Consider the following 15,382-nt stretch of genomic DNA (forward strand, 5'->3'; position numbering starts at 1 on the left):
CCTCATTTATGCACGTCAAAACACTGGTAACGACTGCTCTTGTGCTATGCGCGCTGCCTGCGATAAGCCAGGCCCGCGATACCACCTTGTACCTGCCCTTTGATCAAGTAGTCACCGAAGCCATCAGCACCGGCAAAATTGATGGCAGCGTAAAGTTTTACCTGGCGGGTAACACGCCGAGCGGCAAAGTGACGGTTATCAGCCCTAGCGCCGTGACCAACAAAAAGACCAACGCCTTCAACAAGACCGATTACCAGGCGTGTTCGTGGGCGCTGCAATCGGCGTTGATCACCCTGCATGACGCGGCCAAAAAGGCTGGCGCCAACGCCGTGACCGACATCAGCAGCTTCTACAAGCGCAACGAGCGCAAAGACCCAAAAACCTACGAGTGCCATGCAGGCGCGTTGATGGCGGGTGTGGCGTTGAAAGGCGATTTGTCGAAGGTGAATTGAGTGTCTGACGGCTAGCCCCAGAAACGACAAAGGCGCCTCTCGGCGCCTCATTCACAAACAGACTGGCTTGTCATAGCACGGTGTCTGTCCGGCTCGGTGATGGCTGGTTGCCCAGGATCCTTCGAGTCTCTCAAGCCCCTTTCGGGAACGTGGCGAGTATTACGCTGAACAAGGCTTAAGGCAACCGTAAGTACGTCACATCGGTCGAATCTAACGGGTATCACAAGCCGAGAGCGCGGCGGACTGCAGCTTTGATTGCAATAAACTCATCTGTTTCAAGTTGTGAAACCACATAACAACGCTGGCCCTGACGGTCTCGCGTTTTTATTCGATCCAATCGGGCGAGGCTAACGGTCGACACCATGTCGCATTTTGCCCAACACACAGTGTTCGCCCCCTGCAAATGACTCTGCAACTCAAGGTGATGCCCCAGCATGGACCGGGGCTCAGTTGTGCTTAGAGCAATAACCGTCACCAACTGTTTATTGGTTCGGTGTTTACGAATGACTACAACAGGCCTGATTTTGACCATTTCAGGTACTTCATAGCCCCTGAAATCACAAATAAGCACACTGCCTTCTTTTGGCTGATAGAGAAGGGGCATTGACTGAATCCAAGGCAAAGGAAGCGATTCTGCGCAGCTTAGGATTCAAACGCCTATACGCGTTTTATGACCGTACGTGTCTCGGTTTTTCAGCTCAAGATTACAGCTCGCAGGTCGCTTCTCTTTCCTTTGCGGGACTATTCCTAGAGAATCCTTTGGCCTTGCGTCTGCCTGTTTCGATCGCTAGCCTGCGGTTCGTCATCCCTCATGGATGGTCGGACGTGCAAGTTCGAATCGAAGTTAGAGCCAGACAATGACTGCCAGAAAAATCAGTTTCATGGTGGCTGTACGTGGGAGGTCTTCGGGCCTGCCGGAACTCCGCTCTATATCGACCGGTCTTGCACACCCGCGTACAGCTGCCACCCTCTTTGTGTGCAAGCAAATGGTGAAAGCTCCCAAAATTTTTAGCGGAGTAAAACCATGACTCACACACCCGAATACGAACAAAACCTCGAACACACTGACGAACTGCTTCGGTACGCGCTTGCGACGGCGTATGCGTCGGCCGATAACCTGCAAGGCCTGAACCGCGACGTGGCGTTGGCGGTGGTGCATTTGATCCATCAGGTTAAAGCGTCTGTGGATAAGTTATTGCCGGGGTAAAAAACGCTCACAGGCTGCGGTCTTTTATTGTGGCCGTTGTGGACGGTTTTACGGCCGCTGCGCACCCGGACGTAGCCTCGCAAAGCTCGGCAACTGCTACAGGGTTTGTGTGCGCCACACCACCCTGTAGGAGCAGCCGGTCGACGCTCGATTGCTCGCGATCTTTTGATCGTGGCCGTTGCGCTGCCGATCGCAGCCGTCGGCATGAACCGTGATGTGGCGCTAACCGAATCAGGAAGGCCCCATCCGCTCACTTGGAGATGTGTAGTTTTAGCCCTAGCGCCTTGGCTACTTTAAGAATGGTCCCAAACTCCGGATTACCTTCCCCAGACAGCGCGCGATACAGGCTTTCCCTTGAAAGCCCTGCATCACGCGCGACTTGGCTCATGCCACGCGCTCGAGCAATGGTGCCAAGGGTTTTGGCAATAAAGGCAGGGTCATCGCCAGCTTCTTCCATGCAAGCTTCAAGGTAATAACCTATATCCTCTTCTGTTTTTAGGAATTCGGCGCTGTCCCAGCGGGTGAATTTTTCGGTCAAAGGGTGTACTCCTTCCAGTCTTTGGCTATCAGTCGCGCTTGTTTGATATCACGGGTTTGGCTGCTTTTATTGCCGGCACACAATAAAACCACCCAACACTCCCTCTCGTCAGGAATGACTTTTAGTTAAGTCAGCAATATCCGTTCACGCCTAGGGCTTCATCGTCTTGCGTGTCACCAGTTCCGCAAACGCTTTGGCCATCGGCGAGGGGTTGCCTTTGCGTTGCACCAGCCACACAGCGGTGCTGGCGTCGGCGTCGAGCAGAGGGCGGTAGACCACGCCTTTGATACGCATGTGCTGGAACGACGCCGGTAGTACGGACACGCCCAACCCCGCTGACACCAAGCCGATGATGGTCATGGCTTCGCCCGCCTCTTGTGCGATGTGCGGGCTGAAACCGGCCTGACGCGCCAAGCTCAACAGTTGCGCATACAGCCCACTGCCGTAGCTGCGCGGGAAGAAGACGAACGGTTCGTCAGCCAATGCCGCGATGTACAGGCCGTTTTCGCTGCCTTGTGCCAGCGGATGCTCGGCCTGAATGACCGCCACCAGGGGCTCGCTGAACAATTGCACGGCCTCCAGCGAGTCTGCCAATGGGAACGGGCGCATCACGCCAATTTCAATCGACTCTTCGAGCAACGCCTCCGCCACGTCGCGGCTGCTCATTTCTTTGAGGTTGAGGTGCACCGCCGGGAAGGCCTGGCGAAAGGCAAAAATAGCCTGCGCAATGCTCGAGTTGAACGGCGCCGAGGAGGTGAAACCAATCTTCATTTCGCCCAATTCGCCCAGTTGCGCACGGCGGGCGACGTCCGCGGCTTTGTCGACTTGCGCCAGCACCTGGCGCGCTTCTTCCAGAAACAGCCGCCCCGCTTCGCTGAGTGCAACCCGACGGTTGGTACGCTCGAAAAGCCGTGCCCCCAGTTCTTGCTCCAGCGCCTGAATCTGCTGGCTCAGCGGCGGCTGAGAGATGCCCAGCAACTGGGCGGCCCGGCCAAAGTGCAGCTCTTCGGCGACGGCGATGAAGTAGCGTAAATGGCGCAGTTCCATGCAAACTCCATTGAGTCGTTAAACCTATCAAACAGGTCGAATAATATATTGGAAAGAATCGTTAGCTGGCTATATTCTTTTGCCATTGCCGTTTGGCTACATGCGTTATGAGGTCCCCGTGAAAACTGCTGTCGCCCCGCTCGCTCACGAAATCCCGCCGTCTGCGCTGGATGATGTTGTCGCTCAACTCAATGACGTGTTTATCGAGAAAGGCACGCCGATGTTTATGCGCACGGTATTGGCGCTGTTCTCGGGTGGGTTTGCGACGTTTGCCCTGCTGTATTGCGTGCAGCCGATGATGCCGATGCTGTCCCATGAATACGGGATCAACGCCGCGCAAAGCAGTCTGATTTTGTCCGTGTCGACCGCGATGCTGGCGATTGGTCTATTGATTACCGGGCCTATTTCCGATGCCATCGGCCGCAAGCCGGTGATGGTATTTGCGTTGTTCAGCGCAGCGATTTTTACCCTACTCAGTGCGTTTATGCCGAGCTGGGAAGGCGTACTGATTACCCGCGCGCTGGTCGGCTTATCGCTCAGTGGGCTGGCCGCCGTGGCGATGACGTACTTGAGTGAAGAGATTTACCCGCAGCACATTGGTCTGGCGATGGGTTTGTACATCGGCGGCAATGCGATTGGCGGCATGAGCGGGCGTTTGATCACGGGTGTGTTGATCGACTTTGTGAGCTGGCACACGGCGATGCTGGTGATCGGCAGCTTGGCGTTGGTCGCCGCACTGGTGTTTGTGAAGATATTGCCGGAGTCGCGTAACTTCCGCCCACAAGCCATGAACCCGCGCAGCCTGTTGAACGGCTTCACCATGCACTTTCGCGATGCCGGTTTGCCGTGGTTATTTCTGGAAGCGTTTTTGTTGATGGGCAGCTTTGTGACGCTGTTTAACTACATCGGTTACCGCTTGCTGGCCGACCCGTACAACATGAACCAAGCCGTGGTGGGTCTGCTCTCGGTGGTGTACTTGTCAGGCATTTACAGTTCGGCACAGATTGGCGCACTGGCTGACAAACTGGGCCGTCGCAAAGTGTTGTGGGCCGTGATTGTGCTGATGCTGGTGGGCATCGCGCTGACAATGTTCGAGCCCATCGCGTTGGTGATTATCGGCATGCTGCTGTTCACCTTCGGCTTCTTTGGCGCGCATTCGGTGGCCAGTAGCTGGATCGGCCGCCGCGCGACCAAAGCCAAAGGCCAGGCCTCGTCGCTGTACCTGTTCAGTTACTACGCAGGTTCCAGTGTGGCCGGGACAGCCGGGGGCTTTTTCTGGCACTACGCCGGCTGGAACGGCATTGGTGCGTTTATCGTCGGTTTGCTGGTGATTGCCCTGCTGGTGGCGCTGCATTTGGCCAAGCTGCCCGCGTTGCCGGGTAATACCCATAACGCTTAATACCCTAAAACAAAAACGCCCGGCATAAGCCGGGCGTTAAGGAACAGCGAAACGCGTTACTCGTGATACTGCCCCGAGAATTCATGCACGGCGCTGATAAACGCACCGGCGTGTTCAGGTTTAACTTCCGGGGTAATGCCGTGGCCTAGGTTGAAGACATGGCCTGACCCTTTGCCGTAACTGGCCAGAATGCGTTTGACCTCGGTGCGGATGGCCTCCGGGTTGGCATACAACACGGTCGGGTCCATGTTGCCTTGCAGGGCTACCTTGTTACCGACGCGTTTACGGGCTTCGCCCAGGTCGCAGGTCCAGTCCAGGCCCAGCGCATCGGCGCCAGCGTCAGCAATGCTTTCGAGCCACAAGCCACCGTTTTTGGTGAACAGGATCACCGGCACCTTGCGGCCCTCGTGTTCGCGGATCAGGCCGCTGACGATTTTGCGCATGTAGGCCAGTGAGAATTCCTGATACGCCGCTGACGACAGGTTGCCGCCCCAGGTGTCGAAAATCTGCACGGCCTGAGCGCCCGCCAGGATCTGCCCGTTAAGGTACGAGGTCACCGACTGCGCCAGTTTGTCGAGCAGCAAGTGCATGGCTTGCGGGGTGTCGTAGAGCATGGCTTTGGTTTTGCGGAAGTCTTTGGACGAGCCGCCCTCTACCATGTAGGTGGCCAAGGTCCATGGGCTGCCCGAGAAGCCAATCAGCGGTACACGGCCGTTGAGTTCACGGCGAATGGTGCTCACCGCGTTCATCACGTAGCCAAGGTCTTTTTGTGGATCAGGAATCGGCAACGCTTCGATGTCAGCCAGCGTGCTCACGACCTTTTTGAAACGCGGGCCTTCGCCGGTCTCGAAGTACAGGCCTTGGCCCATCGCATCGGGAATGGTCAGAATGTCGGAAAACAAAATGGCCGCGTCCAACTGAGGGAAACGGTCCAGAGGCTGCATGGTGACTTCGCAGGCGAATTCGGCATTCTTGCACAAGCTCATGAAGTCACCGGCCTTGGCGCGACTGGCGCGGTACTCCGGGAGGTAGCGACCGGCCTGACGCATCATCCATACGGGCGTTACGTCTACGGGTTGCTTGAGCAAAGCGCGAAGGAAACGGTCATTCTTGAGATCAGTCATGTCAGCATCCGGAAAAAAAGTGGGGGCATTTTCTCAGAGACGGACGCAAAAGGCACGGCAAGAGCCGTGCCTTTTATCTATCGGGGCGATTTGACGCGGGGGTGACGCATTACATCGACGTCCTGTAGTCGCTGCCGAAGGCTGCGATTAGGGCCGAAGGCCTTCGCTTTTCAGGGAGAAAAACGACCCCTTCGGGCTCGATCGCAGCCTGCGACAGCGACTACAAGGGGGCAGGTTAAACGCCCAGGTAGTCCATGATCCCTTCTGCCGCTGTGCGGCCTTCGAAGATCGCAGTCACCACCAAGTCAGAACCGCGCACCATGTCACCACCGGCAAAGATCTTCGGGTGGCTGGTCTGGTGTTTGAACTGCGACTGCTCAGGCGCAATCACGCGGCCCTGGCTGTCGGTGGCGATGTCGAACTGCTCAAACCACGACGCCGGGCTTGGACGGAAACCGAACGCGATGATCACGGCGTCTGCCGGGATGATCTCTTCAGAACCCGGAATCGGCTCAGGGCTGCGACGGCCACGGGCGTCCGGCTCACCGAGACGGGTCTCGACCACTTTCACGCCTTCAACCTTGCCTTCACCGACAATCGCAATCGGCTGACGGTTGTAGAGGAATTTCACGCCTTCTTCCTTGGCGTTTTTCACCTCTTTACGCGAGCCGGGCATGTTGGCTTCGTCACGACGGTACGCACAAGTCACCGATTTGGCGCCCTGGCGGATCGACGTCCGGTTGCAGTCCATGGCCGTGTCACCACCGCCCAGCACCACGACCTTTTTGCCTTTCATGTCGACGAAGTCTTCCGGCGATTTTTCAAAGCCCAGGTTGCGGTTGACGTTGGCGATCAGAAAATCCAGCGCGTCGTGTACGCCCGGTAAGTCTTCACCGGCAAAGCCACCTTTCATGTAGGTGTAGGTGCCCATGCCCATGAAGACCGCGTCGTACTCGACCAGCAGTTGTTCCATGCTGATGTCTTTGCCGATTTCGGTATTGAGGCGGAACTCGATACCCATGCCGGTGAAGACTTCGCGGCGATTGCTCAGCACGGTTTTCTCAAGCTTGAACTCCGGGATGCCGAAGGTCAGCAGACCGCCGATTTCCGGATTCTTGTCGAAGACCACCGGGGTCACACCGCCACGCACCAGCACGTCGGCACAGCCCAAGCCCGCAGGCCCGGCACCGATAATGGCCACGCGCTTGCCGGTCGGTACCACCTTGGACATGTCCGGGCGCCAGCCCATGGCAAAGGCGGTGTCGGTGATGTACTTCTCGACCGAACCAATGGTCACCGCGCCGAAACCGTCGTTGAGGGTGCAGGCGCCCTCGCACAGACGGTCTTGCGGGCACACCCGGCCGCACACTTCGGGCAGGGTGTTGGTCTGGTGCGACAGTTCAGCGGCGGCGAGGATGTTGCCCTCGGCCACCAGTTTGAGCCAGTTGGGAATGAAGTTATGCACAGGGCATTTCCATTCACAGTACGGGTTACCGCACCCTAGGCAGCGGTGGGCCTGGTCGGCCGACTGCTGGGGTTTGAAAGGTTCGTAGATTTCCACGAACTCTTTTTTGCGTTGACGTAACAGTTTCTTCTTCGGATCTTTGCGCCCGACATCAATGAATTGGAAGTCGTTGCTGAGACGTTCGGCCATCTTCAAAACCTCTATTGCGACAGCTACAAGCTTCAAGCCAATAGCTGCAAGACAAACACGTTTACCGGTACACCGCACGCTGCTTCCAAACTTGCAGCGTGAAGCTGCAAGCTTGGTGCTGCACTTTTATTGCGGGTTGGCACGGATGCTGGAAAGCAGCGTTTTCAAGCTGGCTGCCTTAGGCTTGACCATCCAGAAACGACGCAGGTAATCATCGAGGTTTTCCGCGAGATTACGGCCCCACTCGCTGTTGGTTTCCTCAACGTATTCGTCCAGCACGTGTTGCAGATGGTTGCGATAGGCTTCCATCGCTTCGCCGCTGATACGCTGGATCTCCACCAGTTCGTGGTTCACCTTGTCGACGAAGGTGTTGTCCTGATCCAGCACGTAGGCGAAACCGCCGGTCATGCCCGAGCCGAAGTTGTAACCGGTTTTACCCAATACGCAGACGAAACCGCCCGTCATGTATTCGCAGCAGTGATCGCCGGTGCCTTCAACTACGGCGTGAGCACCGGAGTTACGCACCGCGAAACGCTCACCTGCGGTGCCCGCGGCGAACAGCTTGCCGCCAGTGGCGCCGTACAGGCAGGTGTTACCAATAATCGCGCTGTCCTGAGTTTTGTAAACGCTGCCTGCAGGCGGCACGATCACCAGCTTGCCGCCGGTCATGCCTTTGCCCACGTAGTCGTTGGCGTCGCCTTCCAGGTACATGTTCAAACCACCGGCGTTCCACACACCAAAGCTCTGACCGGCAGTGCCTTTGAAGCGGAACGTGATCGGGGCCTTGGCCATGCCTTGGTTGCCGTGAGCACGGGCGATTTCACCCGAAATACGGGCACCAATCGAACGGTCGCAGTTGCAGATGTCCAGCGCAAACTCGGCACCGCTCAGGTCGTTGATAGCCGAGCCAGCCATCTCAACCATCTTTTCGGCCAGCAGGCCTTTGTCAAACGGCGGGTTACGGTCTACCTGGCAGAACTGCGGTTTATCCGCCGGAATGTGGTCGCTGCCCAGCAACGGCGTCAGGTCGAGGTGGTGCTGTTTGGGCGTCTCGCCTTGCAGGATGTCCAGCAAGTCAGTGCGACCGATCAGTTCTTCAAGGCTGCGTACGCCCAGCTTGGCCAGCCATTCGCGGGTTTCTTCGGCCACGTAGGTGAAGAAGTTGACCACCATGTCGACGGTGCCGATGTAGTGGTTTTTACGCAGTGATTCGTTCTGCGTTGCCACGCCGGTGGCGCAGTTGTTGAGGTGACAAATACGCAGGTATTTGCAGCCCAGCGCGATCATTGGCGCGGTGCCGAAGCCAAAGCTTTCAGCGCCTAGGATTGCCGCCTTGATCACGTCGAGACCGGTTTTAAGGCCGCCGTCAGTCTGCACCCGCACTTTGCCGCGCAGGTCGTTGCCGCGCAGGGTCTGGTGGGTTTCAGCCAGGCCCAGCTCCCACGGAGCGCCCGCGTATTTGATCGAGGTCAGGGGTGATGCACCAGTGCCGCCGTCATAACCAGAGATGGTGATCAGGTCAGCATAGGCCTTGGCCACGCCAGCGGCGATGGTGCCAACGCCTGCTTCAGCAACCAATTTGACCGACACCAGCGCTTTAGGGTTGACCTGCTTGAGGTCAAAAATCAGCTGCGACAAGTCTTCAATGGAGTAGATGTCGTGGTGCGGCGGTGGCGAGATCAGGGTTACACCGGGTACCGCGTAACGCAGTTTGGCGATCAGACCGTTGACCTTGCCGCCTGGCAGTTGCCCGCCCTCACCCGGCTTGGCGCCTTGGGCCACCTTGATTTGCAGCACTTCGGCGTTGACCAAATATTCGGGAGTCACACCGAAACGGCCGGTCGCCACTTGTTTGATTTTCGAGCTTTTGATGGTGCCGTAACGCGCCGGGTCTTCGCCGCCTTCACCGGAGTTGGAGCGAGCGCCCAAACGGTTCATGGCTTCGGCCAAGGCTTCGTGCGCTTCTGGCGACAGGGCGCCGAGCGAAATACCGGCCGAGTCAAAGCGCTTGAGGATCGAGTCCAGCGGTTCGATTTCGTCGATGGCCAATGGCGTGTCGAGGGTTTTGACCTGGAACAGGTCGCGGATCATCGACACCGGGCGTTTGTCGACCAGGGCGGTGTATTCCTTGAACTTGTTGTAGTCGCCCTGTTGCACAGCCGCTTGCAGGGTAGCGACCACGTCCGGGTTGTAGGCGTGGTATTCGCCGCCGTGAACGTACTTGAGCAGGCCACCTTGCTGGATAGCCTTGCGCGGGCTCCAGGCTTCGGCTGCCAGCAGCTTTTGCTCGGCTTCGAGGTCGACAAAGCGCGCGCCCTTGATGCGGCTTGGCACGCCACGGAAGCTCAGGTTGCACACTTCTTCGGACAAGCCGATGGCTTCGAACAGTTGCGCACCCCGATAAGAGGCAATGGTCGAGATGCCCATCTTCGACAGGATCTTGAGCAGGCCCTTGGTGATGCCTTTACGGTAGTTTTTGAACACTTCGTAAAGGTCACCCAGCACTTCGCCGGTGCGGATCAAGTCACCCAGCACTTCGTACGCCAGGAACGGGTACACGGCCGAGGCGCCGAAACCGATCAAGACCGCGAAGTGGTGCGGGTCACGGGCGGTGGCGGTTTCTACCAAGATGTTGCTGTCGCAACGCAGGCCTTTTTCGGTCAGGCGGTGGTGAACAGCACCGACTGCCAGCGCCGCGTGAACCGGCAACTTGCCGGGTGCGATATGACGGTCGGTCAGTACGATCTGGCTATGGCCAGCACGCGCAGCTTCTTCAGCCTGGTCGGCGATGTTGCGCACGGCGGCTTCAAGGCCAATCGACTGGTCGTAGTTGAGGTCGATGATCTGACGCTCAAAGCCTGGCAGGTCGAGGTTCATCAGCGATCGCCATTTGGCAGGCGAAATCACTGGCGAACTGAGGATGACGCGCGAGGCGTGCTCCGGCGATTCTTGGAAGATGTTGCGCTCGGCACCGAGGCAAATTTCCAGCGACATGACGATGGCTTCACGCAGCGGGTCGATCGGCGGGTTGGTGACCTGCGCGAACTGCTGGCGGAAGTAGTCATACGGCGTACGCACACGCTGGGACAGCACGGCCATTGGCGTGTCGTCACCCATCGAGCCCACGGCTTCGTAGCCTTGTTCGCCCAATGGACGCAGCACTTGGTCGCGCTCTTCGAACGTGACCTGGTACATCTTCATGTATTGCTTGAGCTGATCGACGTCGTAGAACGCAGAACCGTGGTCGTTGTCCTCGATGGTGGCCTGAATGCGCAGGGCATTCTTGCGCAGCCACTGTTTGTACGGGTGGCGCGACTTCAAACGGTTGTCGATGGAGTCGGTGTCCAGCACCTGGCCGGTTTCAGTGTCGACCGCCAAGATTTGCCCAGGGCCAACGCGGCCTTTGGCAATCACGTCTTGTGGCTTGTAATCCCACACGCCGATTTCAGAGGCAATGGTGATGTAGCCATTGGTGGTCGTGACCCAACGCGCCGGGCGCAGGCCGTTGCGGTCGAGCAGGCAGACCGCGTAGCGACCGTCGGTCATGACCACGCCCGCGGGGCCGTCCCACGGTTCCATGTGCATGGAGTTGTACTCATAGAACGCCCGCAGATCGGGGTCCATGGTTTCAACGTTCTGCCACGCAGGTGGAATCAACATGCGTACGCCACGGAACAGGTCGATGCCGCCGGTGACCATCAACTCCAGCATGTTGTCCATGCTGGAGGAGTCAGAACCCACGCGGTTAACCAGCGGGCCTAGCTCATCGAGGTCGCCGATCAGGTCGTTGGCAAACTTGGTGCGACGGGCCACTGCCCAGTTGCGGTTGCCGGTAATGGTGTTGATCTCGCCGTTGTGGGCAAGAAAGCGGAATGGCTGGGCCAGCGGCCATTTCGGCAGAGTGTTAGTGGAGAAGCGCTGGTGAAACACGCAGATCGCGGTTTGCAGGCGCTCATCGCTCAGGTCTGGATAGAAGGCGGTGAGGTCCGCCGGCATCATCAGGCCTTTATAAATGATGGTCTTGTGAGAAAAGCTGCAAATGTAGTGATCGGTGTCGGCCGCGTTCGCTACCGACGAGCGGCGACGGGCGCTGAACAGTTTGATCGCCATGTCCTGATCGCTCAGGCCTTCACCTGCGATGAACACTTGTTCGATTTGCGGCAGACGCTCCAGCGCCAGACGACCCAGCACGCTGGTATCAATCGGCACTTTGCGCCAGCCAACCAATTGCAGGCCCGCCGCGAGGATTTCGCGGTTCATGTGAGTACGGGCTGCTTCGGCCTTGATCGGGTCCTGGTTGAAAAACACCATGCCGACTGCGTATTGCTTAGGCAAATCGGTGCCGAAGTGTTCTTGGGCGGTTGCACGCAAAAACAAATCAGGCTTTTGAATCAGCAGGCCACAACCGTCACCGGTCTTGCCGTCTGCGTTGATCCCACCGCGGTGGGTCATGCAGGTCAGGGCCTCAATGGCGGTTTGCAATAGGGTATGACTGGGTTCGCCCTGCATATGGGCAATCAGGCCGAAACCACAGTTATCCTTGAATTCATCGGGGTGGTACAGACCTGCTTTCATAGACACTTTCTCACCAGGCTGCCCCAAAAAGGGGCAAATTTCTTTTAATTCAACCACTTGCTTCCCGCGCTGAACGTACGCCAGCTTGGCGGGAGCAAAAGGGTGGTCATTCTACACACCGACACAGAGGCTCACAAATTAAGCGGCGATTAACCGTAAATTTATGTCGCATTGATGAAGGTTTAAAGCGATTGCTCGTGCTAGTCAAAACATTTTTTGATGTTGACCGCTGTACGGCGCAGACACCACAAAGCACGCGGCTAAAAAGCCGCATGCTCGTGCGAGTATTTTTGATGTGTCAGAACGGCGACCTGGGTAAGGCCGCCGGGGCATCAGCGAGCTGCTGCCAGTTCTTGTTGGACGCTGGCGACAGTGCGAGGCCAAGGTTTACCAGCCTGAGTCTTCGCTGGCAAGTTCTTGATTGCCGCAGTAGCAGCGGCATGGCTTGGGAAGTTGCCGTAAGTGACGACGTACAGCGGCTTGCCGTTCAAGGTTTTCTTGAAGTAGCGAGCTTCGCCGCCCAGTTCTTTAGCCACATTTTGAGCGGAAGCCTCGGAGCTAGTGCCGACAATCTGCACCACATAGTTGCTGGCTGGCTGGCTGGTGTACCAGCTACCACCCGGTGCGGCCTTGGCCACAGTGACCGGCTTCTCGGCGGGTTTTTCAGCCGCTTTGACCACAGGCTTTGTTGCAGGGGCTGGAGCAGGCTTGGCAACCGGCGCTGGCGCAGGTTTAGCGGCGGCAACAGCTGGCGCTGGGCGTGGTGCAGGTGTTGGACCGGCTGGCACGCCAGCCGGTGGCGCAGTGGTGGTCACGGTGGGTGGCTGAGCAACGCCACCGACAGACGGCACTGCGCCATCATCGCCGTCAGCAATGCCACCTGCCTCTTCAGCCAGCGGCCCACGCATCACGGGCTGAGATTGACCCACCAGCGGCAACGGCATTGGCTGTGAAGAACCGGCGAAATCTATCGACGGGTTGGCGCCAGCCTTCGGCGTAGCCTGACCCAACGGTAATTGCCCTTGTTCAGCAGTTGGCGCGGTTGGCGCCTTGCTGCGGCCTGGAATCAAAATGGCCGCGGCGACAGCCACAACCACTACTGCACCAATGGCCAATACGTGTTTCTTCGGCATCTTGAACCCCATACTTGGACGCTTGACCGCTGAACGGCTAGCAATCATGGCTTCGATCATTGCATCGCGGGCGACCTGATTGATGATGCCAGGCCAGCCTTCGGAGCTCTCGTGTATATCTGAGATCTGCTGCGCGCTAAAGAGTTCGATTCCGCGCCCTGCGCCTTCAAGGCGCTGAGCCAGATACTCGCGAGTTTCCTCTTCGGTGTACGGCTGCAATTCGATCACGTGGAAGCGCTCTTCATCAGCGCTTAGCTGTTCAAGCCCAGCAATCATTGACGGCTCACCAAACAGGAACACGTGCGGGCGGCCTTCTGGCGTGCCCGCCGCCAGCCCCAGCAACGCTTCCAGAGCAGACTCGTCGAGCTGCTCGGCATCATCGACCAGCAAGTAGACTTCTTGACCGGTGAGCGCCAATTGCACCACTTGAGCTAGGATCGCCCCCACCTCAGGCCGCGCAACGTTCAGCGTTTGCGCAACTTGGCGCAAGATACCCGCTGCATCGCCAGCACCGCGTGCCGATACCACCACACTCTGCACCGACTGCTTATTGGTGCTCGCGACCAATGCCTGGCGCAACAGGGTCTTGCCGCTGCCCTCAGGGCCAGTCACCACCAACAGCAATTGACTGTAACGGGCAAGGTGATGCAACTGCCCGAGCACCGGTTTGCGTTGCGCGGGGAAAAACTTGAAGCCCGGCACCCGAGGGGCGAAGGGGTCGTGATTGAGCTGGAAGTGACCGAGGAACGCCTCGTCGGCATGCAAACTAGTCATCGCGATCTTATTAACCTTTAAGCTGAGCCAGTGCGCGGTAATCCGCACCCAGCGTGGCTTGTAGAACCTCTTGTGGATAATCGTCAGTCACTGTTGCTTCACCGATGCGACGCAACAGCACCAAGCGCATACGACCGTCGATCACTTTTTTATCAACTGCCATGTGTTGCATGAAATCGGCTTCGCTCATTTCAACAGGCGGCACCACCGGCAAACCAGCGCGCTGGAACAGTCGAATCCCGCGGTCACGCTCAGCCTCAGTGATCCAGCCCAAGCGTGCGGACATTTCCAATGCCATCACGGTACCCGTTGCCACCGCTTCGCCGTGCAACCACACGCCGTAGCCCATGTGGGTTTCGATGGCATGACCGAAAGTATGGCCGAGATTGAGCGTGGCGCGTACGCCCGACTCGCGCTCGTCAGCGCCCACCACTTCGGCCTTGGCCTCGCATGAACGATGAATCGCCGCTGTCAGGGCCACTTGGTCAAGGCCGCGCAGGGCGTCCATGTTCTCTTCAAGCCACGTCAGAAACGGCTCATCGCAGATAAGGCCGTACTTGATGACTTCGGCCAGGCCTGCCGACAACTCGCGCGCAGGCAGAGTATTGAGCGTTTGGGTATCAATCAGCACCAGATTGGGCTGATAGAAAGCGCCGACCATGTTTTTACCCAGCGGGTGGTTGATCCCGGTTTTGCCGCCCACCGACGAGTCAACCTGGGACAGCAAGGTGGTGGGCACCTGAATAAAATCAACCCCGCGCTGGTAGCAGGCAGCTGCGAAGCCAGCCATGTCGCCCACCACACCGCCGCCCAGGGCGACTACGGTAGTACGGCGATCGTGGCGAGCGGTGAGCAGGCCATCGAAAATCAGTTGCAGGGTTTCCCAGTTTTTGAACGATTCACCGTCCGGCAGGATGATCGGCACCACTGAGAACTGCGCAAGGCTGCGGGTCAGACGCTCAAGGTAGAGTGGCGCGACGGTTTCATTGGTCACAATCGCCACCTGACGACCGGCGATATGCGGGGCCAGCAACTCGGGCTGATCCAACAAACCTTCGCCAATATGAATTGGGTAGCTACGCTCGCCTAGATCAACCTTCAGTGTCTGCATGAAACCCCGCGTAGAAAGAGGGCGCTGGCGCCCTGCTTCGCAATTATCAAGTGATGGCCACACCGCTGAACGGGCATGGTGGGCGCCGAGGATAACGCATTTCGTGGCGCACTTTAATCGCCCGTAACCGAGTCAACGCGGAGGTAGCTGCGCCAGACGCTCGAGAATATCCAGAACTACCATTCGCGGCGGCCGCTCATCGGTTTCGACCACCAGGTCGGCGATTTCCCGATACAGCGGATCGCGCATGGCCAGCAAGTCACGCAGGGTTTTCTCCGGGTTGGCTGTGCGCAACAAAGGCCGATTGCGGTCGCGCGCAGTGCGGGCAACCTGCTGCTCGACGGATGCATGCAAATACACCACCCGCC

General features: G+C 58.0%; 12 protein-coding genes. 3 read left to right on the forward strand and 9 right to left on the reverse strand.

All coding sequences use genetic code 11. From position 1 onward, the window contains the following. Positions 1–8 precede the first annotated feature (8 nt). Positions 9–452, forward strand: coding sequence for a hypothetical protein (locus B347_RS0120260; RefSeq protein WP_019411520.1), 444 nt, complete (start codon positions 9–11; stop codon positions 450–452). A 220-nt stretch (positions 453–672) separates the two neighbouring features. Here the strand turns inward: B347_RS0120260 and B347_RS0120265 are convergent, their stop codons facing one another. Further along, positions 673–1,056 (reverse strand): type II toxin-antitoxin system PemK/MazF family toxin, encoded by a 384-nt coding sequence (locus tag B347_RS0120265; RefSeq protein ID WP_019411521.1) that lies wholly within the window; start codon positions 1,054–1,056, stop codon positions 673–675. Positions 1,057–1,476: 420 nt separating this feature from the next. Here B347_RS0120265 and B347_RS0120270 point away from each other — a divergent pair, with 420 nt between their 5' ends. Then, positions 1,477–1,659, forward strand: a complete 183-nt coding sequence (locus tag B347_RS0120270) for a DUF6124 family protein (protein WP_019411522.1) — start codon at positions 1,477–1,479, stop codon at positions 1,657–1,659. A gap of 250 nt (positions 1,660–1,909) precedes the next feature. Here the strand turns inward: B347_RS0120270 and B347_RS0120275 are convergent, their stop codons facing one another. After that, complete coding sequence (locus tag B347_RS0120275; RefSeq protein WP_019411523.1) at positions 1,910–2,197, reverse strand: addiction module antidote protein; 288 nt, start codon at positions 2,195–2,197, stop codon at positions 1,910–1,912. Between the two features lie 150 nt (positions 2,198–2,347). After that, positions 2,348–3,244, reverse strand: a complete 897-nt coding sequence (locus B347_RS0120280) for a LysR family transcriptional regulator (protein WP_019411524.1) — start codon at positions 3,242–3,244, stop codon at positions 2,348–2,350. 118 nt (positions 3,245–3,362) lie between these two features. On the opposite strand from B347_RS0120280, the gene B347_RS0120285 reads away from it, so the two are divergent. Continuing rightward, the gene (locus B347_RS0120285) at positions 3,363–4,643 is read left to right on the forward strand and encodes an MFS transporter (protein ID WP_019411525.1); all 1,281 of its coding nucleotides are present in this window, start codon (positions 3,363–3,365) and stop codon (positions 4,641–4,643) included. Between the two features lie 56 nt (positions 4,644–4,699). On the opposite strand, the gene hemE is transcribed toward B347_RS0120285, so the two are convergent. From hemE to B347_RS0120315, 6 genes are all read right to left on the reverse strand, one after another. After that, complete coding sequence (hemE, locus tag B347_RS0120290) at positions 4,700–5,767, reverse strand: uroporphyrinogen decarboxylase (protein WP_019411526.1); 1,068 nt, start codon at positions 5,765–5,767, stop codon at positions 4,700–4,702. Between the two features lie 235 nt (positions 5,768–6,002). After that, positions 6,003–7,421 (reverse strand): FAD-dependent oxidoreductase, encoded by a 1,419-nt coding sequence (locus B347_RS0120295; RefSeq protein ID WP_019411527.1) that lies wholly within the window; start codon positions 7,419–7,421, stop codon positions 6,003–6,005. A gap of 126 nt (positions 7,422–7,547) precedes the next feature. Continuing rightward, positions 7,548–11,996 (reverse strand): glutamate synthase large subunit, encoded by a 4,449-nt coding sequence (gene gltB / locus B347_RS0120300; RefSeq protein WP_019411528.1) that lies wholly within the window; start codon positions 11,994–11,996, stop codon positions 7,548–7,550. A 332-nt stretch (positions 11,997–12,328) separates the two neighbouring features. After that, a complete protein-coding gene (locus B347_RS0120305; protein ID WP_019411529.1) occupies positions 12,329–13,903 on the reverse strand; it encodes an AAA family ATPase in 1,575 nt (524 codons plus the stop codon). A 10-nt stretch (positions 13,904–13,913) separates the two neighbouring features. Then, positions 13,914–15,014 (reverse strand): 3-dehydroquinate synthase, encoded by a 1,101-nt coding sequence (gene aroB / locus B347_RS0120310; RefSeq protein ID WP_019411530.1) that lies wholly within the window; start codon positions 15,012–15,014, stop codon positions 13,914–13,916. Between the two features lie 132 nt (positions 15,015–15,146). Then, positions 15,147–15,382 (reverse strand): shikimate kinase (locus B347_RS0120315; protein WP_019411531.1); only part of this gene is annotated, 236 nt, incomplete at its 5' end.

It is taken from the genome of Pseudomonas psychrophila HA-4 (assembly GCF_000282975.1).
Lineage (GTDB): Bacteria > Pseudomonadota > Gammaproteobacteria > Pseudomonadales > Pseudomonadaceae > Aquipseudomonas > Aquipseudomonas psychrophila_A.

Excerpts from the sequence above, each read along its gene's own strand:
- B347_RS0120260 (WP_019411520.1), top strand. The coding sequence starts at position 9 with ATGCACGTCAAAACACTGGTAACGACTGCTCTTGTGCTATGCGCGCTG.
- B347_RS0120270 (WP_019411522.1), top strand. The coding sequence starts at position 1,477 with ATGACTCACACACCCGAATACGAACAAAACCTCGAACACACTGACGAA.
- B347_RS0120265 (WP_019411521.1), bottom strand. The coding sequence starts at position 1,056 with ATGCCCCTTCTCTATCAGCCAAAAGAAGGCAGTGTGCTTATTTGTGAT.
- aroB (WP_019411530.1), bottom strand. The coding sequence starts at position 15,014 with ATGCAGACACTGAAGGTTGATCTAGGCGAGCGTAGCTACCCAATTCAT.
- hemE (WP_019411526.1), bottom strand. The coding sequence starts at position 5,767 with ATGACTGATCTCAAGAATGACCGTTTCCTTCGCGCTTTGCTCAAGCAA.
- B347_RS0120295 (WP_019411527.1), bottom strand. The coding sequence starts at position 7,421 with ATGGCCGAACGTCTCAGCAACGACTTCCAATTCATTGATGTCGGGCGC.
- B347_RS0120280 (WP_019411524.1), bottom strand. The coding sequence starts at position 3,244 with ATGGAACTGCGCCATTTACGCTACTTCATCGCCGTCGCCGAAGAGCTG.
- gltB (WP_019411528.1), bottom strand. The coding sequence starts at position 11,996 with ATGAAAGCAGGTCTGTACCACCCCGATGAATTCAAGGATAACTGTGGT.
- B347_RS0120305 (WP_019411529.1), bottom strand. The coding sequence starts at position 13,903 with ATGACTAGTTTGCATGCCGACGAGGCGTTCCTCGGTCACTTCCAGCTC.